The organism is Parafrankia colletiae, from assembly GCF_001854655.1.
Taxonomy (GTDB): Bacteria; Actinomycetota; Actinomycetes; order Frankiales; family Frankiaceae; genus Parafrankia; species Parafrankia colletiae.
Map to the genome: position 1 here is coordinate 58,088 of NZ_MBLM01000119.1, position 19,214 is coordinate 77,301.

At 71.5% G+C, this 19,214-nt stretch carries 15 protein-coding genes, 1 tRNA gene and 1 pseudogene; 10 read left to right on the plus strand and 7 right to left on the minus strand.

Translation table 11 applies throughout. From position 1 onward, the window contains the following. Positions 1-145 precede the first annotated feature (145 nt). Complete coding sequence (locus tag CC117_RS16935) at positions 146-1,114, minus strand: pirin family protein (protein ID WP_071085273.1); 969 nt, start codon at positions 1,112-1,114, stop codon at positions 146-148. A 297-nt stretch (positions 1,115-1,411) separates the two neighbouring features. Here CC117_RS16935 and lon point away from each other — a divergent pair, with 297 nt between their 5' ends. The 4 genes from lon (at position 1,412) to CC117_RS16955 (ending at position 5,943) form a co-directional block, all read left to right on the plus strand. Then, positions 1,412-3,991: an endopeptidase La gene (lon, locus tag CC117_RS16940; protein WP_071085275.1), complete on the plus strand. Its 2,580-nt coding sequence runs from the start codon at positions 1,412-1,414 to the stop codon at positions 3,989-3,991. Positions 3,992-4,404: 413 nt separating this feature from the next. Then, entirely contained in the window at positions 4,405-4,989 is a 585-nt protein-coding gene (locus CC117_RS16945; RefSeq protein ID WP_071085277.1) for a hypothetical protein, read from the plus strand. Between the two features lie 168 nt (positions 4,990-5,157). Then, positions 5,158-5,754: an oligoribonuclease gene (gene orn / locus CC117_RS16950; protein ID WP_018638867.1), complete on the plus strand. Its 597-nt coding sequence runs from the start codon at positions 5,158-5,160 to the stop codon at positions 5,752-5,754. A gap of 113 nt (positions 5,755-5,867) precedes the next feature. Next, positions 5,868-5,943 (plus strand) — tRNA-His (locus CC117_RS16955). 1,110 nt (positions 5,944-7,053) lie between these two features. Here the strand turns inward: CC117_RS16955 and CC117_RS16960 are convergent. Continuing rightward, positions 7,054-7,782, minus strand: a complete 729-nt coding sequence (locus tag CC117_RS16960; RefSeq protein ID WP_071085282.1) for a response regulator — start codon at positions 7,780-7,782, stop codon at positions 7,054-7,056. A gap of 484 nt (positions 7,783-8,266) precedes the next feature. Between CC117_RS16960 and CC117_RS16965 the strand changes: the two genes are divergently transcribed. Continuing rightward, the gene (locus CC117_RS16965) at positions 8,267-9,838 is read left to right on the plus strand and encodes an aldehyde dehydrogenase family protein (protein WP_071085284.1); all 1,572 of its coding nucleotides are present in this window, start codon (positions 8,267-8,269) and stop codon (positions 9,836-9,838) included. Positions 9,839-10,065: 227 nt separating this feature from the next. On the opposite strand, the gene CC117_RS16970 is transcribed toward CC117_RS16965, so the two are convergent. The 4 genes from CC117_RS16970 to CC117_RS16980 all read right to left on the minus strand — a co-directional run bounded on the left by CC117_RS16970 (position 10,066) and on the right by CC117_RS16980 (position 13,278). Next, the gene (locus CC117_RS16970) at positions 10,066-11,163 is read right to left on the minus strand and encodes a CU044_5270 family protein (RefSeq protein ID WP_241830182.1); all 1,098 of its coding nucleotides are present in this window, start codon (positions 11,161-11,163) and stop codon (positions 10,066-10,068) included. Continuing rightward, on the minus strand, positions 11,160-11,738 hold the full coding sequence (locus CC117_RS16975; protein WP_071085288.1) for an RNA polymerase sigma factor: 579 nt from the start codon (positions 11,736-11,738) through the stop codon (positions 11,160-11,162). The genes CC117_RS16970 and CC117_RS16975 overlap by 4 nt, the downstream gene beginning before the upstream one ends. A 237-nt stretch (positions 11,739-11,975) precedes the next feature. Then, positions 11,976-12,200: a hypothetical protein gene (locus tag CC117_RS38170; RefSeq protein ID WP_198541884.1), complete on the minus strand. Its 225-nt coding sequence runs from the start codon at positions 12,198-12,200 to the stop codon at positions 11,976-11,978. A 262-nt stretch (positions 12,201-12,462) separates the two neighbouring features. After that, on the minus strand, positions 12,463-13,278 hold the full coding sequence (locus tag CC117_RS16980; protein ID WP_071085310.1) for a polysaccharide deacetylase family protein: 816 nt from the start codon (positions 13,276-13,278) through the stop codon (positions 12,463-12,465). A gap of 366 nt (positions 13,279-13,644) precedes the next feature. Here CC117_RS16980 and CC117_RS16985 point away from each other — a divergent pair, with 366 nt between their 5' ends. The 5 genes from CC117_RS16985 (at position 13,645) to CC117_RS36415 (ending at position 18,922) form a co-directional block, all read left to right on the plus strand. Beyond that, positions 13,645-15,345, plus strand: a complete 1,701-nt coding sequence (locus CC117_RS16985; protein ID WP_071085290.1) for a phospholipase D-like domain-containing protein — start codon at positions 13,645-13,647, stop codon at positions 15,343-15,345. A 371-nt stretch (positions 15,346-15,716) separates the two neighbouring features. Further along, positions 15,717-16,445 (plus strand): DUF459 domain-containing protein, encoded by a 729-nt coding sequence (locus CC117_RS16990; RefSeq protein WP_084132264.1) that lies wholly within the window; start codon positions 15,717-15,719, stop codon positions 16,443-16,445. A 190-nt stretch (positions 16,446-16,635) separates the two neighbouring features. Next, entirely contained in the window at positions 16,636-17,385 is a 750-nt protein-coding gene (locus CC117_RS16995; RefSeq protein ID WP_071085292.1) for an SDR family oxidoreductase, read from the plus strand. Between the two features lie 189 nt (positions 17,386-17,574). Continuing rightward, positions 17,575-18,456: a mechanosensitive ion channel family protein gene (locus tag CC117_RS17000; RefSeq protein ID WP_071085294.1), complete on the plus strand. Its 882-nt coding sequence runs from the start codon at positions 17,575-17,577 to the stop codon at positions 18,454-18,456. 13 nt (positions 18,457-18,469) lie between these two features. Continuing rightward, positions 18,470-18,922, plus strand: coding sequence for a hypothetical protein (locus CC117_RS36415; RefSeq protein ID WP_071085296.1), 453 nt, complete (start codon positions 18,470-18,472; stop codon positions 18,920-18,922). Between the two features lie 97 nt (positions 18,923-19,019). Here CC117_RS36415 and CC117_RS34975 read toward each other — a convergent pair. Continuing rightward, positions 19,020-19,214 (minus strand): annotated as a pseudogene (locus CC117_RS34975) (WD40 repeat domain-containing protein); the annotation flags it as partial.

The window sequence follows — 19,214 nt, forward strand, 5'->3', positions numbered from 1 at the left end:
GCGGGCCGCCGGAACCGGCGCGGCACCACGCGTTCTGACTAAAGGTTGATACCACCACGTCAGCGGCCTTGCGTGAAGGATCGGGTGCGCTGCGCAGACCGTCACAGCACAGGCCCGGCCTGGGCACGGTCAGAGCGTGCCCGCGTCACGCCCGATGCGGCATCAGGGCGTTCTCCGGGATCACGCCGAGGCGGCCGGCCTGGAAGTCCTCGACGGCCTGCTGGAGCTCCTGACGGGTGTTCATCACGAACGGCCCGTACATCTCCACGTGCTCGCGGATGGGCTGGCCGCCGAGCAGCAGTACCTCCAGGTTCGGGGCGTCCGCGTCCTGGCGGGGAGCCGCCGCGAGGCTGATCCGGTCTCCGGCGCCGAGCACGGCTGTCTGACCGAGATGGACGGGGGTGTCCTTCGCACCGATGGTTCCGGCCCCGGCCAGGACGTAGACCAGGCCGTTGTACTCCGGCCTCCACGGCACGCTGACCCGTGCCCCCGGGCTGACGGTGGCGTGCACGACCGCGATCGGCGTATGGGTCGAGCCGGGCCCGCGGAAGCCGCCGACGTCCCCCGCGATGATCCGGACGAGGCTCCCGCCGTCCGGCGAGGCGACCAGCGAGACCTGCTCGCCCTCGATGCTCTGGTAGCGCGGCGGGCTGAACTTGTCCCGGGCGGGCAGGTTCACCCAGAGCTGGACCCCGTGGAAGAGACCACCGCTGATGACAAGCTCCTCGGGCGGCGTCTCGATGTGCAGGATGCCCGCGCCGGCCGTCATCCACTGGGTCGCGCCGTCGGCGATCACGCCGCCGCCGCCATGCGAGTCCTGGTGCCGCATCGTGCCGTCGATCATGTAGGTCACGGTCTCGAACCCGCGGTGCGGGTGCCAGGGGGTGCCCTTGGGCTCGCCGGCCCCGTAGTTGACCTCGCCCATCTGGTCGGCGTGGACGAACGGGTCGCGGTCGGCGAGGCTCACGCCGGCGAACATCCGGCGGACGGGAAAGCCCTCCCCCTCGAAGCCGGACGGGGCGGTCACGACCTTCTTCACCGGGCGCTCGACGTCGCCGAGCCCGGGCGCGGACAGCCTCGGCAGGGTGAGGGTGTCGGYGGTGACGGCTGGCATGGTGACCTCCCAGGAAGCGTGCTGACCTTCACGGCGGCGACCGCCCGGCCCGGACCCGTGGGGCGGCGGAGCCCCCGGGCGACCCGGTCTCGACGGTTGTCGATTCAACTATCTCCGTGCAACCAGCCGGCGCCCCGGAGACTTCCCGCCACAGACCACCCTCCCACGGGCACCAGCGACGAACGGCGTTCACCCAGAGCGATCAGGTTCGGGAACACCGGTCCACTGCGATCGCTTGAGTAGGTCAGGCTCAACATGACTGGGCCTGACCCGCTCGACACGAGGGATGAAGGTCGCATGTCACAGACCAGGCTCCTGCCGCTGCTGCCACTGGACGACACGGTGCTGCTGCCCGGCATGGTGGTTCCGCTCGATCTGTCGGACGACCGGACCCGCGCCGCCGTGGACGCGGCCCGGGGCGGCCGACCCGATTCCATACCCGAGGCCCGCGCGCCGGGCATCTCCAGTCGCTCCTACCAGCGCAAGGCCGAAATCCTGCTGGTCCCCCGCGTCGAGGGCGAGCTCGCCGACATCGGGGTCGTGGCGGTCGTCGAACAGATCGGGCGGCTGCCGAACGGCACCAGCGCCGCCGTCGTGCGCGCCGCCGCCCGCGCCCGCCTGCAGGCGCCCCCGCCGGCGGACCCCGGCCCGGGGGATACCGGCCCGGCAGACACTGGCCGGGCAGACATCGTCCCCGGGCCGGCAGACACCGCCGCGTCCGGCGACGACGTCGTGTGGGTGGAGGCGACGGTCGTGGAGGCGATCGTCCCGCCCGGCTTCTCGGGCACGCTCAGCGCCCCGCACCGCGACGGCGACACCGCCACCGACCCCGACAACCCGGACGGCGCCGTCGCGCGCCTGGTCGCGCTCGCGCTGGAGTACCGCAGCCTGGTGACCGGCCTGCTGCGCACCCGGGGCGTCGACCAGGTCGCCGACACGGTCGCGGCGCTGGAGAACCCCAGCACCCTGGCCGACACCGCCGGCTACTCGTCCTATCTGTCGACGGGGCAGAAGCTGGAGCTGCTGCGCACCCTGGACGTCACGGCCCGGCTGGAGAAGCTGATCCCCTGGACGAAGGAGCACGCCGCCGAGGTCGAGGTCGCCGAGACCATCCGCCGCGACGTCCAGGAGGGGGTGGATCGCCAGCAGCGCGAGTTCCTGCTGCGGCGCCAGCTCGACGCCGTCCGCAAGGAGTTGGCGGAGCTGGACGGCTCCGCCGAGGACGCCGGCAAGGAGGACTACCGGGCCCGGATCGAGGCCGCCGACCTGCCGGAGAAGGTCCGCGTCGCCGCGCTGAAGGAGGTCGACAAGCTCGAGCGGACGACCGACTCCTCCCCCGAGGGGGGCTGGATCCGCACCTGGCTGGACACCGTCCTCGAGCTGCCGTGGAACTCCCACGCCGAGGACACGTACGACATCACCGCCGCCCGGGCCGTCCTGGACGCCGACCACGCCGGCCTCGACGACGTCAAGGACCGGATCGTGGAGTACCTGGCCGTGCGCCGTCGCCGCGCGGACGCCGGGCTCGGGGTCGTCGGCGGCCGCCGCAGTGGCGCGGTCCTCGCGCTCGCCGGCCCGCCCGGGGTGGGCAAGACGTCGCTCGGCGAGTCGGTCGCACGGGCGATGGGCCGGAAGTTCGCCCGGGTGGCGCTCGGTGGCGTCCGCGACGAGGCGGAGATCCGCGGCCACCGGCGCACCTATGTCGGTGCCCAGCCGGGGCGGATCGTGCGCGCGATCCGCGAGGCCGGGTCGATGAACCCGGTGATCCTGCTGGACGAGGTCGACAAGGTCGGCTCGGACTACCGCGGCGACCCGACTGCCGCCCTGCTCGAGGTGCTCGACCCGGCACAGAACCACACGTTCCGCGACCACTACCTGGAGGTGGAGCTCGACCTGTCGGACGTCCTGTTCCTGGCGACGGCGAACGTGCTGGAGGCCATCCCCGCGCCGCTGCTGGACCGGATGGAGCTGATCCTGCTCGACGGCTACACCGAGGAGGAGAAGGTCACCATCGCCCGCGACCACCTGCTGCCCCGGCAGGTCGAGCGCGCCGGGCTGACCGCGGACGACGTCGTCGTCGAGGACGAGGCGCTGCGTCAGCTCGCCGGCGAGTACACCCGCGAGGCCGGCGTCCGCGACCTGGAGCGGGCCACCGCGCGGGTGCTGCGCAAGGTCGTCGCGAAGGTGGCGCTCGGGGAGACGGCGCTGCCGGTCACGATCGGCGCCGGGGACCTGACCGGCTACCTGGGCCGGCCGCGGCACACTCCGGAGTCCGCCGAGCGAACCGCGCTGCCGGGCGTGGCGACCGGGCTCGCCGTCACCGGCGCCGGCGGCGACGTCCTCTTCGTCGAGGCCTCGCTCGCCGACCCGGAGACCGGAGCCAGTGGAGTGACCCTCACCGGGCAGCTCGGCGACGTCATGAAGGAGTCGGCGCAGATCGCACTGTCCTACCTGCGCTCACGCGGGGTGGAGCTGGAGCTGCCGGTCGGGGATCTGCGCGACCGCGGCATCCACATCCACGTCCCGGCCGGCGCGGTGCCCAAGGACGGGCCCAGCGCCGGGGTCACGATGACCACCGCACTGGCGTCGTTGCTGTCCGGACGTCCCGTGCGGGCCGATGTGGCGATGACCGGGGAGGTCTCGCTGACCGGCCGGGTGCTGCCCATTGGTGGGGTCAAGCAGAAGCTGCTCGCCGCCCACCGGGCCGGCCTCACCACCGTGCTGCTGCCCACGCGGAACGGGCCCGACCTGGACGACGTCCCGGCCGCGGTGCGGGAGGCGCTGACAGTGCATCTGGTCGCGGATGTCCGCGAGGTGCTGGAGCTCGCGCTCGAACCGGCCTTCGACACCAGGCTTCCCAAGGCAGTCGCCGCCTGAGCCACACCAGGCCGGCAGGCCGCTGGTGGACACCGCCGTCACGCGTGACGGCGGTGTCCACCAGCAACGGAACCACCCCGGAGCAACGGGGGGCGCGCAACGCCCGACGCGGGCGACACGCCGGAAGTTCGGTTAACAGCTTGTGACGCCATCGCCGGAACGGGGCTCCGGAGGCTACCTTCGGAGTGTGGATCGTGGCCGGTGCCTTCGGCAGGAGCGCGTCGTACAGGAGCGCATCCTGGCAGTGAGTCGACTACGCGGACGCCAGCGCCCTCGGGACAACCGAGGCCCGGCCCGGCGGCCGACCAGACCGCCGGGCCGTCGGCCACGCTGATCACCCCGGCGTGGGCAGGCTGTCGCACACCGCATAGAGTGGGCGCTTACCCGCAGCGGTGACGAAGGGTACGGCCCACGTGAACGCCTTTCGGCGGGGCTGGGTTGGCCTGGCCCTGTTCTTCTCCGCACTTCTCCTGATGCCGTTGCTCGTCGTCGAGTACCAGAACGGTACGCACGACACTGCCGGCCTCGCCGCGGCGGAGTATCCCGGGATCGCCCCGGGCGTGCCTGCAGTCGGCACCAGCCCCGCCGCCAGGCCCGGAAGCGGTTCCAGACCCGGGTCGGACGCCGGAGCCGGGCCGAGCCCTCTCGCCACGGTCTCCACTCCCACGAGCACGCCCTCCTCGCCAGGCGTTCTGGTGGGGTTCGCGGGGGTGACGGAAGGCGAGACCATCAGCGGCTTCCGACGGATCACCCTGCAGACCAGCGGTTCGGTCGGGCGGATCATCTTTGTCCTCACCGGGCCGACCGGGCGTCATTACAACGTCCCCTCAGCTGGTCCGCCGTACGTCTTCGCCCCGCATGACTCCGGCTGGCAGACGACCGAGGTCGTCGACGGGGTCTACTTCCTGGAAGCTGTCGTGGACGGCTCGGGCCGCACACCCGTCGCCACCGTTCGCTTCCGGGTCACCAACCACCCGGCGCCCACCGCCGGCCGGTAGCGGGCCCGACTGCCGCCGTGAGCCGGGCGACGGCACCCCCGCGTCCACCCCTGCGTGCCACCGTGGCTACGGTCAGACCTTGCCTGCCCCGGCCAGCGCGGGATCGGCAGCGCGGGAAGCGGAGGGACGTAGGTGACGACAGCGACGGAATTCCCTAATGTGAACGGGATGGATCGTCTGGTTTGGATCGACTGCGAGATGACCGGTCTTGACGCCGGTTCCGACCTGCTGCTCGAAGTCGCCTGCCTGGTGACCGACAGCGAGCTCACCGTCCTGGACGACGGCATCGACCTCGTTCTCGGCGCACCGGACGCAGCGCTCGACCAGATGCTCCCCATCGTCAGGGAGATGCACGAGGCCTCCGGGCTGACCACCGCTGTCCGCGCCGCCGACCTCAAGGTCGACGAGGCGGAGCGGCAGCTCCTCGCCTACATCCGGCGCTTCGTCCCGGACGCGCGCAAGGCCCCGCTGTGCGGCAACTCGATCGCGACCGACCGCACCTTCATCACCCGCTACCTCCCCCAGCTCGACGAGTTCCTGCACTACCGGATGATCGATGTCTCGTCGATCAAGGAGCTGGCTCGCCGCTGGTACCCGCGGGCCTACTACGCGGCCCCGGCGAAGTCCGGCGGCCACCGGGCACTGGCCGACATCCGAGAGAGCATCGAGGAGCTGCGCTACTACCGCGAGGTGCTGTTCGTGCCGCAACCCGGCCCGACGACCGAGACCGCCCGGGCCGCAGCCGCCGCCGTGCGGGCCTCCTGACCGAAGGGCGTCCGCGCTCACTCGCGACCCGGTTGTCACACCGACCCGTTCTACCGGTACGATGGCTCAGCCCGGTTGAGGTTCAGATCGGGTCTGGTTCAGATCGGTTCGTGGTGGGTGTAGCTCAGTTGGCAGAGCACCGGGTTGTGGTCCCGGGGGTCGCGGGTTCGAATCCCGTCACTCACCCCAGACGCGGTAGCAGTGCCACCCACCTTTCTGTGGGTGGCACACTTCTTTTTCCGCCCGCCCGCCTGGGTGCCGTTCGCGCGTTCGGATGTGGCCTCGCGTGCCCCCCAGSGCCGAGCTCGCCTGTGGCGCCCGGCGGCCCGGTGTCGGGGTGCCGACGAACCGTGACCGCCAGGCTCACCAGGCGGGTGTGCTGGGCAGCCGGGCGTTACCGGAGCATGATCATACGGGCGGGATGAGGCCGACGTGCCGGCCTTTGCCCGCGCAGTGGCGGCACGGTTCCAGGTGCGGCGCGGTGCCGCCCTGATCCGCGGCGCGGAGCTCGAATACCGCCCGACCCCCACGGCAGGTCAGGCAGATCTGGTTGATGATGCTCGCACGGCCCGGGGTCGTGTCAGCCCCGGACGGTTGCTCCGCTGTGGTCACCGGTGTACTCACCTCCCCGACGGATGCAGTCCCCGGTCGGGCTGACCGGACGGTCTCGCCGGGCAGCCGAGCAGGCTGGTCGACCGATGACGCTAGCCATCATCGACATCGTATGGGGTGGAATGCAGCAAAGGGCCGCACAACTCTGCTCGCCGCGGTCGCCTCCGGGAATCCGATGCGACCAGATGTGTGTTCACGGCCGGCTGCGGGTCGGAAGCCGGATCCGTCCTGACTCTGCGGCGATCAGTTCCGGCACGCCGTTCCGGCGCTTGGAGGCCTTGCCTGGCCGCCGTTCCAGGGCCGCCCACCTGTGCCTCTTCCCCCGCATGGCAGGGGCGACGCCATTCACCGCGCCCGCTGTCGGTTTCCCGAGTGGCAATCCCCGCCACCGTCCAGCACAGCCTGCATAACGGACAAGTTAGCCATAAAGCCGCAAAAGCGTTTGGGTCGACCCGGAGTTCTGCACGAGACCGGTTGAGAGGTGGATCTCACCGGCGAACGCCCGACAGTGCCCCTCTTTCTGGCACGTTCCGGCCGTGGGCCAACAACAGCCCACCGGGAGCCTTTCCAGCCACGCTGCCGGCGCGGCGCACCCGGCTCCACCGAGCGCGGCCCGCGTAGCCGCCCGCCCGTCGGCGGCGGGGCAGCGGCGGCGGCCCGGCATCCTGGGGGCTGGACGGCTGGGACCTACTCGATGTCGAACAGGCCCTGGCGGACGGCGTACATGACGGCCTCCATCCGCGAGTGGAGCTGGAGCTTGTCGAGGATGTTGCGCACGTGGTTCTTCACCGTGTTCTCGCTGATGAAGAGCTTGCGGGCGATCTCACGGTTGGCCCGCCCCTCGGCGACGAGCTTGAGGACCTCCAGCTCACGCGCAGTCAGATGTGGGGCGTGGGCACGCGGCCGGTCCTCACCGCCACCGCTGCCGCCGCGCGCCATGGTCGCGAACTCGACCATGAGCTTCGAGGCCATCGACGGGCTGATCAGGCTCTGGCCGTTGTGCACGGCGCGCACCGCGTCGGCCACCTCATGCGGCGGGATCGACTTCAGCAGATAGCCGACCGCACCCGCCTTGATCGCTTCGAAGAGGTCGGACTCCTCGTCCGACACGGTCAGCATCACGATGCGCACGCGCGGCACCGCGCGCTTGATGGCGCTCGCGGCGGCGATGCCGTCGCGCCCGGGCATGCGCACATCCATCAGGACGATGTCGGGCGCGGTGCCGGACGCGAGGACGAGCGCCTCCTGCCCGTCGGCGGCACGCCCCACCACCGAGATGTCCTCCTCGGTGTCCAGGACCACCTGCAGGCCCTGGAGGAAGAGTTCGTGATCGTCCACGACGAGAACCCGTATGGGCGTCGCGTCACGGGTCGGGTCGGCATCAGCGGCCGACGGCGGCACCACACTGGCCGTCATCACACATCCGGAAATCGGGTTCGGTTTCTCCGCCAAGCGGCTTCTCTGCCGCGCGCGAAAGCCGGTTCGTACACCTGCCCACTCTACGTGATGCACTACACACACGAGGTCGCAGGCGCGCTGAAGTCACCCCCCGCTTCCATGTCCTTAACACATCCGACATAGGGGAAATAGTACGCGCTTTTGGGTCGAGTTCAGTCTTCCTGCCCGTTTCCGTACCGACTCGACTTCGCTCGCCGACGCGCCGGCCGGGCGTTGCACCTGCACGGACGCCGCTGGCACCGGCCCGGGCCGCCTCGRCCAGAGCATTCACGGGCAGGTCCTTCACTGCGCGGCAGAACCAGTCAACAACGCCCAGTAGCCCCCCAGCCCGGTAACCGCCGCTTCATAACCAGCTATCGAAGGCGACTGGATGTACGGGATGAGCGACGTCATTGACGTCAGTTTGGTGGCGCCACGATCGGATCAGAGAGACCCTCGGGAGATGGACGCCGCAGCCAGCACGCCCCCGCCCCGACTGCACCTGAAGCCGGGTACCTCCTGGGCCGACGCCTACGCACGCGCCCGCCAGGTCGCACCTGAGGCCTTCGACGAGGACCGCCTGCTCAACCTCTGGGGCGGTCGGTGGCACCGAACCGGCAATCCACTCCACAGCCTGTCGCCCGTCGACGGGTCCCCGATCGCCGGTCCGCCGATGATCGACCCCGACGAGGCCCGTGAGGCCATCCGAGCCACGCTCGACGACCACAAGGAGTGGCGCGACGTCCCGCTGGCCGACCGCAAGGCCCGGGTCACCGCCGCGGTCGAGGCCATGGAGGAGCACCGCGAGCTGCTCGCGCTGCTCCTCGTCTGGGAGATCGGCAAGCCGTGGCGGCTGGCCCGCACCGACGTCGACCGCGCCCTCGACGGCGTCCGCTGGTACATCGACGAGGTCGACAGCATGATCGCCGGCCGGACGTCGCTGCCTGGCCCGGTAAGCAACATCGCGAGCTGGAACTACCCGATGAGCGTGCTGATGCACGCCATGCTGGTGCAGATGCTCGCCGGCAACGCGGCCATCGCGAAGACACCGACCGACGGCGGCGCCGCGTGCCTCACCCTGGCCTGCGCACTGGCCCGCCGGGCCGGACTGCCCGTCTCGCTGGTCTCCGGTTCGGGGTCACGGCTGTCGTCCGCGCTGGTGCGCGCCCCCGAGATCGGCTGCCTGGCCTTCGTCGGCGGCCGCTCCGCCGGCGGCCAGGTCGCCGCCGCGCTCGTCGACACCGGGAAGCGGCACTTCCTCGAGCAGGAGGGCCTCAACGCCTGGGGCATCTGGGACTTCTCCCAGTGGGACCTGCTCGCCGGTCACCTGCGCAAGGGCTTCGAGTACGGCAAACAGCGCTGCACCGCCTACCCGCGCTACGTCGTCCAGCGGCAGTTGTTCGACCAGTTCCTCCAGATGTACCTGCCGGTGGTCTCCTCCGTCCGGTTCGGGCACCCCCTCGCCGTCGAGCACGACGCCGACCCGCTGCCCGACCTCGACTACGGCCCGGTCATCACCGCCGAGAAGGCCACCGAACTCGCCGCCAAGGTCGACGAGGCGATCACCAAGGGCGGCCTGCCGCTCTACCGCGGCGACCTGGCCGACGGCCGGTTCCTGCCCGACCAGGACCGCTCCGCCTACGTCCCACCCGTCGCGATCCTCAACCCGCCACCGGCGGCCGCACTGCACCACGCCGAACCGTTCGGCCCGATCGACAGCATCGTCATCGTCGACTCCGAAGCCGAACTGCTCGCCGCGATGAACGCCTCCAACGGCGCACTCGTCGCCTCCCTCGCCTGCGACGACGAATCCACCGCCCGGCGCCTGTCCGGCGAACTGGCCGCGTTCAAGGTCGGCGTCAACAAGCCCCGCTCCCGCGGCGACCGCGCCGAGCCGTTCGGTGGCCGCGGCGCGTCCTGGAAGGGCGCCTTCGTCGGCGGCGAACACCTCGTCCACGCCGTCACCGTCGGGTCCGACAGCCACGAACGCCTCTACGGCAACTTCCCGTCCTACTCGCTCTACCCGGAGACATAGTCTGTGGTGTAAGGACTTCTCCGCCCGTCACCCGGTGCTGGGCCGTTTCCGGGCCGTCCCAGCACCGGGCAGGGCTCCACTGCGCGTAACTGCTACATGTAGCAGGCTGATGGCACGGAGGGCGGGAGAGCTCGTGAACCGAGCGGTTACCCTGACAGCCGCGATCGGTTCTGCTTTCGCTGCCCTCCGTGCTGTCATCGTTGTCAGCCAAGGTGCGTCAACGGACGTCACGTGGTGGCGCCGACGGTGGGAACACGCCGGGTCGTGATGATCTCGACGTAGCTCTGGATGATCGAAGCATCGGGAAGGTGTAGTCCGGGGGGCGGTGGCGTGGCGACATTTTCGATGGTCAGCGGCGCACCAGTGTCGGAGAAGATCAGATAYTCGATGCCGAGACCGAGGCTGGACTTGTCGGAGACCACCAGGCCCACCGCATGACCGGGCCGGCCGGCGCGGTCACGGGTCGGCCCGGCGTCGAAGAGCGTGGGGATCTGCGCGAGGACCTCGTAGAGCGCGGCGTTCTGTGCCGGGCTTGTCAGGCCGGTACGCAGGAACCTCAGGACCTCGCCCGTGGCCCAGAGGTCGACGGGGTAACCCTGCGCCAGGGCATAGGCCTTCAGCCTCGCTGAGATCTGCGCGGGGTCGGTGGGGGTCAGGGCCGGGTCGTACTCGGGGGGCACCGGTGGGCTGTCGGACCTGCCCTCGAACTGGTCGTCGTCGTCGGGGGTCGGACCGCCGACGTCCGCACCGGCGCGGTCGATCTGCTGGATGTACCGGTCGCTGTGCACCGCCCCGTCCCTGTCACGCCACAGGTCCGTGATCGCCGTACGGGCGGTGGTCGTCGCCCTGTTCCGGGCGACGGCGATGTCAAGCCCGTAGCTCTGGGTGCGGACATAGAGGACAGGACCACTCCCGGCCTGCGCGCTCTCCCGCTGCCGGCGGGCCGCCTCCGACAACGCCGCCACCGCACCGTCATGATCACCCGTGGTGGCGGTGAGGAGAGGTTCCGGCAGCAGCGGCATGGCCGTGGCCTGGTCGTGGGTTCGTACGACCGTGAGCCCCAGGAGCGCACCCGCGAGCACCAGGACCGTGGCCGCCGCCGCCAGGACGCCCCGGCGGCGCCGGACGACGACTCGACCACGTCCGCGCCCAGGCCGGGGGGACCGGGCGGACGGATCGGCGAGCAGAAGCGCCAGCAGGCTCTCCCCTCGCCGCTGCTCGACGGCGCTGAGGGGGTCGTCCGCCACCGGGTTGGAGGCGCTCAGGAGGGTGCGCACAACGACGGGATCGTCGATGTCGCCACGGTCGTCGCTGTCGGACATCATGACCCTTCCCTGAAAGTGAGCGAGGCTGGGGCTTCGGTGACGGTCGGCGTCGAGGCGGCTTCCGCCAAGGCCGCCTCGAGACGGCGCCGGGCACGGTGCAGACGCACCTTCGCCGTGGCGGCGGACACCGCCAGAGCCACCGACAGGCCGTGAAGGTCCAGCCCCTCCCAGCCGGCGAGCTGCAGGATCTCCCGGTCGTCCGACGAAAGCCGCTCCAACGCCTGCCAGGCCAGGTCTCTGCGTACCGCCTCGTCGGCGATGTCCTCATCGGTCAGGGCGGTCGGGTCCGTGGCCAGCCCGGACCCGACCATCCGGACTTCGAGCCGGAGCCGCCGGATCCCCGCGCGGCGCTGGTTACGCACGACATTGCCGGCGATGCCGTACAGCCAGGCCCGGATCTCGTCCGGGGCGGCGGGGCGGCGCTGCCAGTGCCGCCAGGCCGCGAGGAAGGTCTCCGACACGACGTCCCAGGCGGCCTCGTCACTACCAAGGCGTCGCTGCGCGAACCGCAGGACCGCCCCGTGATGCTCCCGGAACAGCGCCTCGAACGAGGGCACGGCCAGACTGGCAGGCACAGGGACAGTCCTTCCTCGGGGCGTCATCCCGTTCATGTCCAGCACCCCCCACCCGGTTACATCCCGCCGTCCGTCCCACCAAGATGTCGTCTGGATAGCCGGGACCCCGGACGGCGCCCACCTGCGCAATCACCGTCGCGACGACGAAGGTCTCGTCGTCAGCTGGCATGAGGCAGGAACGGGTTTCCCCCACATCGAGGGGCCACAAAGGCCGCCCGATCTCGTCGAACCGCTGGATCAGGTTACGGACGGCCTCCTCGCCGCGGCCGCCGGCCGCGCGATCGCCGACACCGGCGTCCCGGACGCCGGCGCCATGATGATCGTCGCTCGCCGGCGAGGCGGCAGCTCGTCATCATCTCGACCCCAATCGCGCGGTCCGGGCGGCGCAGCGGGAACGGGGCTGGTGAGCTGATGGCCCGACGAACGCATCGCCGAAGGATCATCGATGAGCACCTCGGGCATCGAGGACTCCACGCTGCGAGACATGGCTATCCCTGGAGCCGCTATGCCTGGGCCCCTATCCATGACCGGCCAGGCATCCGCTCTCACCCCCGGAAGGATGCTTCATCCGGAGCGATCTTCGGGCCGTTTCTGGGCCGTTCCACTCGGGAACGGGTGTCAGATCACGAGAGATACCGAAAGGTCAAATGCCCAGTTCACAGGCATGATCGCGTCGTTCGCCCAGGTCGCGGGAACCCCCGCGCAACTTCCCGTCCTACTCGCTTTACCCGGAGACGTAGCCCGCGGCGAAAGGGCTGATCCGGAGCTGAGCCCGGCGGGGGCGCAGGCCGTGGTCGGCGAGCGGGCCGAGCACCAGGCCGGCGTCGTCGCAGCGGGCGGCCAGTTCCGGCAGGGCGCCAAGGGCGCTGCGCCAGGCGCCAGGCGCGGAGGTGCAGTCGCTGTCGTGCAGCAGCACGGTGGCACCGCCGCGCAGGTCGGGCGCGAGCGTGGCCAGCACCGTCTGCGGGGTCGCCGTCGCCGTCCAGTCGCGGCCCCACGCCGTCCACAGGACGGGTGTGAGGTCGAGGCGGCGCGCGGCGGCGAGCACCCCCGAGGACAGCACCCCGTGCGGCGGCCGGACATGCGCCGGCACCTGCCCGGTCGTCTCGGCCACCAGATCGCGGGTGCGGGCGAGCTGGTCGTAGCTGGACATCGGCCCGCGAAGCAGCATCGGCCGGTGGTCCCAGCCGTGCACGGCCAGCTCGTGGCCGGCTGCCGCCACCTCCCGTGCCAGGCCCGGTGACCTGCGCACCATGCTGCCGAGCACGAAGAACGTCGCCCGGACAGCAAGCTCGTCCAGCACCTCGAGAAACTGCGGTGTGGACGCCGGGTCCGGCCCGTCGTCGAAGGTCAGCGCGACGTGGTCGGCCCGGCCGACCCCGGCAAGGCGCGGGGCGACCGCGGTGCGCAGCCGGCGCAGTGTCATCAGCGACGGCAACCCATGGGCCAGCACGGCCGCGGTGACGACGAGCCCGCCCGCGACCAGACCCGACGATCCACCCACCGCGCCCCCCGGCCGCGCCTGCGCTCCGCCCGTCATGACGGACACTTTGCCACACCGTCGCTGCTGGTCACCGCTTCGTACCTCCCCTCCCAGCCGGCCGCCGCGCCCCGCACCGCCAGAAGCGTGCGCCGTCCCGAGGAGAGCCTTCGCCCGCGTCCCGCCGGGCCTTCGAGGCGCGTCCCACAGGACGTCCCGTGTATGTCGCTGTGGGGCGAACGGCCTGGTTCAGACCGTTCCCCGGTGGGAACACACCCTTCCGGGAGGATCCCGGATCTTCACCTGACGTCCGACGTTTCGGTTTCCTCCGTTTCCTGCGTTTCCTGCGTGTAGCACGCGGCGGCGCGGCGACCTGTCGCCGCCCGCGCCGGTCCCGCACGGCACGGTGAGAAGGAGGACCGGCAGATGCTCGACCAGTGGTTCCTCACTGCCGAGGAACGCGGCAATCCGGACACTGATCTGGACAGCCGCCACCCCGACGGGCGGGCCTGGACGACGGGCAACCTGGTCCGCCCCCTGGTTCATGGCCGGGCCTACTTCTCCCGGCTGCTGGAGGTCGTCGAGGGCCTGCGCGCGGGGGATCTGCTGCTGTTCACCGACTGGCGCGGTGACCTCGACGAGCGGCTCGACGGTGCCGGCTCGGAGGTGGGCCGGGTGCTCGGGCGGGCGGCCGGGCGGGGCGTCACCGTCCGCGGGCTGATGTGGCGCTCCCACCTCGAGCTGTTGTCCTTCAGCTCGCGGCCGAACCGGCGGCTCGCCGAGGAGCTGAACCTCTCGGGAGCCCAGGTGGTGCTCGACCACCGGGTGCACCGCAACGGGTCGCACCACCAGAAGCTGGTCGTCGTCCGCCGCTCCGCCGGCACCGGTGGGACCGGCAGCGCGAGCAGCACGAGCAGCACGGGCAGCACGGGCAGCACGGGCAGTCCGGGCAGTCCGGGCAGTCCGGGCAGCGCCAACGGTCCCGGTGACGATGCGGTGGCCTTCGCCGGCGGCATCGACCTGTGTTACAGCCGCCGGGACGACGCCGCCCACGCCGGCGATCCGCAGAGCCAGCCGATCGCCGAGGCCTACGGACAGGCGCCGCCCTGGCACGACATCCAGGTCGAGGTGCGCGGGCCGGCCGTCGGCGATCTGGAGCGGACGTTCCGCGAACGCTGGGACGACCCGGCCAGCCTCAACAACCCGAATCCACTGCGGCAGGCGTACTACCGCCTCCGCCCGGTGGAGACGGATCCGGACCGGCTGCCGCCGCAGGAGGAGGACCCGGAGCCGGTGGGGCCGCACGCCGTGCAGATCCTGCGTACCTACCCGCGGCGGCGCCCCCACTACCCGTTCGCGCGCCACGGCGAGCGGTCGATCGCGCGGGCGTACCGGAAGGCGCTGCGCCGGGCCCGGCGACTGATCTACCTGGAGGACCAGTACATGTGGTCCACCGAGGTGGCGCGGCTGTTCGCGGAGGCGCTGCGCCGTGAGCCGGAGCTGCACCTGGTGATCGTCGTCCCGAGGTTCCCGACGCAGGGGGGCCGGTTCGCACTGCCGCCGAACCTCGTCGGCCGGGAGCAGGCGCTGGAGATCTGCCGCACCGCCGGCGGTGACCGCGTCGGCGTGTACGACGTCGAGAACCACGCCGGCACGCCCGTGTACGTCCATTCGAAGGCTGTGACCATCGACGACGTCTGGGCATCGGTCGGTTCGGACAACCTGAACCGGCGCTCGTGGAGCCACGACTCGGAGCTCGCCGTCGCCACGATCGACACCACACTCGACCTGCGCGAGCCCGCCGATCCGGGCGGGCTCGGCGACGGGGCGCGGGTGTTCGCCCGCGAGCTGCGGCTCGAGCTCTGGCGCGAGCACCTCGACTGGGACGGTGACGACGCCGAGCTCCTCGACCCCGAGGCCGGCTTCAAGGCGTTCCGGCGCCGCGCCGAGCAGCTGGAGGCCTGGCACCACGGGGGCCAGGTGGGCCCCCGCCCGCCCGGGCGGGTCCGGCCGCACCAGCCGCAGCGCCTGAACCGGCTCACCCGTGCCTGGGCCGCCCCGCTCTACCACGCCGTCTACGACCCGGACGGCCGTCCGCGCCGCATGCGCGGCGACAACACCTGGTAGGCGACAGCACCTGGTGAACAGGCGGGGGCAGCCCGCTGTCAGCACGTAACACCGACAAGGCCACCCGGTTCCGACACGTCACCGGCCAGGGAACCCGCGGGACGGCGACGGACGTCCGCTGCGCGGCTGCGCGCCACCCCGGGCGTCCGTCGCGGTCCTACCCTGGGCGTGGGCCATGTCGGGCCGGGCCGGTGCAGCACGAAGGCATCTGTGGCATGCCCGTGTCCGTAGCCGTGGCCTGTCTGTGTCTGATGGCTAGTGGTTCGATCGTGAGAGGTCCGACGGTGAGTGACTCCGCACTCGTCGGATCCTGACGCCCGGCGCTCGCGCCCCGGCGTCCGTGGAGAGGAGTCACGCTGAACATCCCACGCGTGGRCATCGTCGGCTGGATGTTCGCGGGTGCCATCGTCCTGGCCGTGATCGCGCTGACCGCCGRCCGGAACAACCCTGACGAGCAGCGGGTCGCGCTCTGGGGCGACTCGCTGGCCTGGGAGTCCCGCGACGCGTTCGTCGCAGCGGCCCAGAAGGACGGCTCCACCCAGGCGCAGGCCCACACCTGGGGCGGGACAGCCCCGTGCGACTGGCTCGACGACATGCGCAGACAGGGCCGCCGCTGGAAGCCGACCGTCGCGGTGCTCTCCTTCTCCGGCAACACCGGCTCGGAGTGCATGCGCGACCGTGACCTGCTCACCGCCTACCGCAACGACGTCACCGAGGCCGTCGAGATCCTCACCCGGCGCGGCACCGAGGTCATCCTGATCGACGCCCCGCCCCGCAGGGACCAGGCCGTCGACTCCGACGGCCTCACCGCCCTCGACCGGCTGTGGCGCGACATCGCCAGCATGCGGTCGGATGTCCGGGTGGCCCCGGTCGGGCAGACCCTCACCTACAAGGGCCTGTTCGTTCCGCGGCTGCCCTGCGCTGCCGGCGAGACCTGCGAAAGTGACGGGATGGTCACGGTACGCAGTCCGGACGGCGTGCATTTCTGCCCGGTCGTCCAGCCGCCGATGACGGCCTGCCCGGTGCGGTCGGTCGGCGCCGAGCGCTACGGCCGTGCCATGGCCGAGGCTGCGCGGGTGGACGACACCCCCGCGCCCTGACCGAGGCTCGACCGACACCGAGGCTCGACCGACATCGCCTCTGCCAGCGATGATGGGTTGGCGGGCCTGGAGTGTCTCCGGTCACGGGACGTCCGGACACCGGCGGCGACCGGGCACGCACGGGCAGAGCTGCGCCATCGGCGGAGCTCTGCCGCCAGGGAGCCGTCAGTCGGAGAGTGGAGCGAACAGCATGAAGGTTGTCGTGGTCGGTGCCTCGAGCGGTCTCGGCCGGTGTATCGGCGTCAGTCTCGGGCAGCGGGGTGACCAGGTCGCCCTCTTAGCTCGTCGGAAGGACCGGCTGGCCGACGCGACGAAGGACGCCGGCCCCGGTGCGCTCGCCGTCACCTGCGACGTGACCGACGAACAGTCCTGCGCCGACGCGATCGAGGAGGCGGCCGCCGGCCTCGGCGGCATCGACGGCCTCGTCTACGCCACCGGCATCGGCCCGCTCGTCGCCTTCGACAGGATCGGTGCGGCGACCTGGCGCCAGGCCTTCGACACGAACGTCATCGGGGCGGCCCTCATCACCGCCGCGGCCCTGCCCCACCTCGCGGCCTCGGGCGGCGTCGCGGCCTACCTGTCCTCGGTCAGCGCCTCCCTCACCTCGCCCTGGCCAGGCTTCGCCGCCTACAACGTCAGCAAGGCCGCGTTGGACAAGCTCGTCGAGTCGCTGCGCGCGGAGTACCCCGCCATCGGCTTCACCCGGGTCGTCGTCGGCGACTGCTCCGGCGGCGAGGGCGACGCCAGGACGGAGTTCACCCACGGGTGGGACATGGAGGCCATGGCCGCCTTCCGCCCGATCTGGGCGAAGCAGGGCCTGCAGGGCGGCGGCTCCCTCCTCGACGTCGCCGAGCTGGTCCAGGTCGTCGACACCGTCCTGCGCTGCGGGGGCAGCATTCCGTCCGTGGCCGTGACGCCACGGCAGCCCGCTCTCACCTGATCGCTGCCGCTGGTCGTCGCCAGTACGCTGAGAATCTCTTCGCGGTTCGCCGGCTCCCGGCGTGCTGGCGCGGCGGCGGTCACGCACCCCGGGTAGGTTCGGACAGGTGAGGGCATACCCGACCCGGCACGCCTACGTGGACGTCCATGCGTGCGGCCAGCGTCCGAGTGTCGCCGCCGCCCGCCGCTCATGATCGAGGCCGCCGCGCCGCTGACGGACCTGTCGGAGTGGGCCCGCGGGAGCGCGCTCGAGATCGTCATGATCGTGATCGCGGCGGTCCTGCTGACCCGGCTAGCGACCTGGGCAGGTGCGTACATCGAGCACCGCATCGACACGCAGGCCCAGCAGGCCGACGCGGTGGTGCGCTCCGAGGCCACCAAACACCGGCATGCCCTCGTGCAGGTCCTCACCTGGGTCTCGCTCACGCTCGTCTACTGCGTGGCGGTCGTGCTGGTGCTGCAGCGGCTCGGTGTGCCGCTCACCGGGATCGTGGCGCCGGCGACCGTCCTCGGTGTCGCGATCGGCTTCGGCGCGCAGCGGGTCGTGCAGGACGTCCTCGCCGGCTTCTTCATGGTCACCGAGCGGCAGTACGGCTTCGGCGACCTCGTCCGCCTGATCGTCCTCGGCTCCCCGACCGCCATCACCGGGACGGTGGAGGAGGTCACGCTGCGGATCACCCGGGTCCGGACCCTCGACGGCGAGGTCGTGATCACCCCCAACGGGCAGATCATCCAGGTCGTGAACCTCTCCCGGGACTGGGCGCGCGCCGTCATCGACGTCCCCATCCCCTCCAACGTGGACGTCACCACGGTCACCACGCTGCTCACCGAGGTCGGCAGCCAGGCCTACGCCAACGAGTCGCTGCGCGGCCTGCTCCTCGACGAACCGACTGTGATGGGGGTGGAGAGCATCGACCTCGACCAGTTCAAGGTCCAGATCGTCGCCCGGACACTGCCCGGAAAGCAGTTCGAGGTCGGCCGAGCCCTACGGGCCAGGATCACCGGGGCGTTGCTGCGGGCCGGCATCCACGTCCCCGCCGACCTCGACGCAGCGCCGCCGACAGCGTCCTGACGGGAGGCATCGCATGAGCCCGCTGGCCCACATTCCGCTGCGCCGCTCGACGCTGCTGCTCGGTGTCGCATTCGTCGGGGTGTTCGTCCTCTACGTACTGATCCGGCCCGAGTCGCTGCCGGCGTCGCGCTCGAACGACGCCGCCGTCGAGCAGTTCAAGGCCGAGCAGAACCGCCAGACCAGCCCGCCCGCGGACCCGCCCAGGCAGCAGGCACCGATCGCTCCCCCGGCCAGCACCGGCCCCGCCACACCCACCCCCAGCCCCACCCCGACCACCTCGGTGGACCCGAGCCTCACCCCACCGGCCGGCACCGCCACGCCCGACCCGTCGAGCTCCGGCAACCCGTCGAGCTCCGGCAACCCGTCGGACCCCGGCGCGCCTCCCACCGACGGGTCCGGTCTCCTCTGGTTCACCACGCCCGCCCCCACGCCGGCTCCATCCACCGGCGCCTCCACCGCCCCGTAGCGCCGGCACCCGGYGGGCATCCGCTGGGACATGGCATCCTGGCGGGCGCGTGCCCCACGACAGTCCGGGACGCCGGTCAGGAGTCCGGTATGCCCGGTCAGGCGCACGGCGTGACATCCCACACCTGCGCCGCCCCGTCCCAGGAACCCGCCGCCAACACCGACCCGTCCGGGGAGAAGACCACCGAACCCACCGCCCCTCCGTGCCTCGCGAAAACCTGCCGTAACTCACCACTGTCCACATCCCACACCCGCGCCGTCCTGTCCCAGGAACCCGTCGCGAGAAGCTTTCC

Excerpts from the sequence above, each read along its gene's own strand:
- lon (WP_071085275.1), top strand. The coding sequence starts at position 1,412 with ATGTCACAGACCAGGCTCCTGCCGCTGCTGCCACTGGACGACACGGTG.
- orn (WP_018638867.1), top strand. The coding sequence starts at position 5,158 with ATGGATCGTCTGGTTTGGATCGACTGCGAGATGACCGGTCTTGACGCC.
- CC117_RS16960 (WP_071085282.1), bottom strand. The coding sequence starts at position 7,782 with ATGACGGCCAGTGTGGTGCCGCCGTCGGCCGCTGATGCCGACCCGACC.
- CC117_RS16965 (WP_071085284.1), top strand. The coding sequence starts at position 8,267 with ATGGACGCCGCAGCCAGCACGCCCCCGCCCCGACTGCACCTGAAGCCG.
- CC117_RS38170 (WP_198541884.1), bottom strand. The coding sequence starts at position 12,200 with ATGCCCGAGGTGCTCATCGATGATCCTTCGGCGATGCGTTCGTCGGGC.
- CC117_RS16980 (WP_071085310.1), bottom strand. The coding sequence starts at position 13,278 with ATGACGGGCGGAGCGCAGGCGCGGCCGGGGGGCGCGGTGGGTGGATCG.
- CC117_RS16985 (WP_071085290.1), top strand. The coding sequence starts at position 13,645 with ATGCTCGACCAGTGGTTCCTCACTGCCGAGGAACGCGGCAATCCGGAC.
- CC117_RS16995 (WP_071085292.1), top strand. The coding sequence starts at position 16,636 with ATGAAGGTTGTCGTGGTCGGTGCCTCGAGCGGTCTCGGCCGGTGTATC.
- CC117_RS17000 (WP_071085294.1), top strand. The coding sequence starts at position 17,575 with ATGATCGAGGCCGCCGCGCCGCTGACGGACCTGTCGGAGTGGGCCCGC.
- CC117_RS36415 (WP_071085296.1), top strand. The coding sequence starts at position 18,470 with ATGAGCCCGCTGGCCCACATTCCGCTGCGCCGCTCGACGCTGCTGCTC.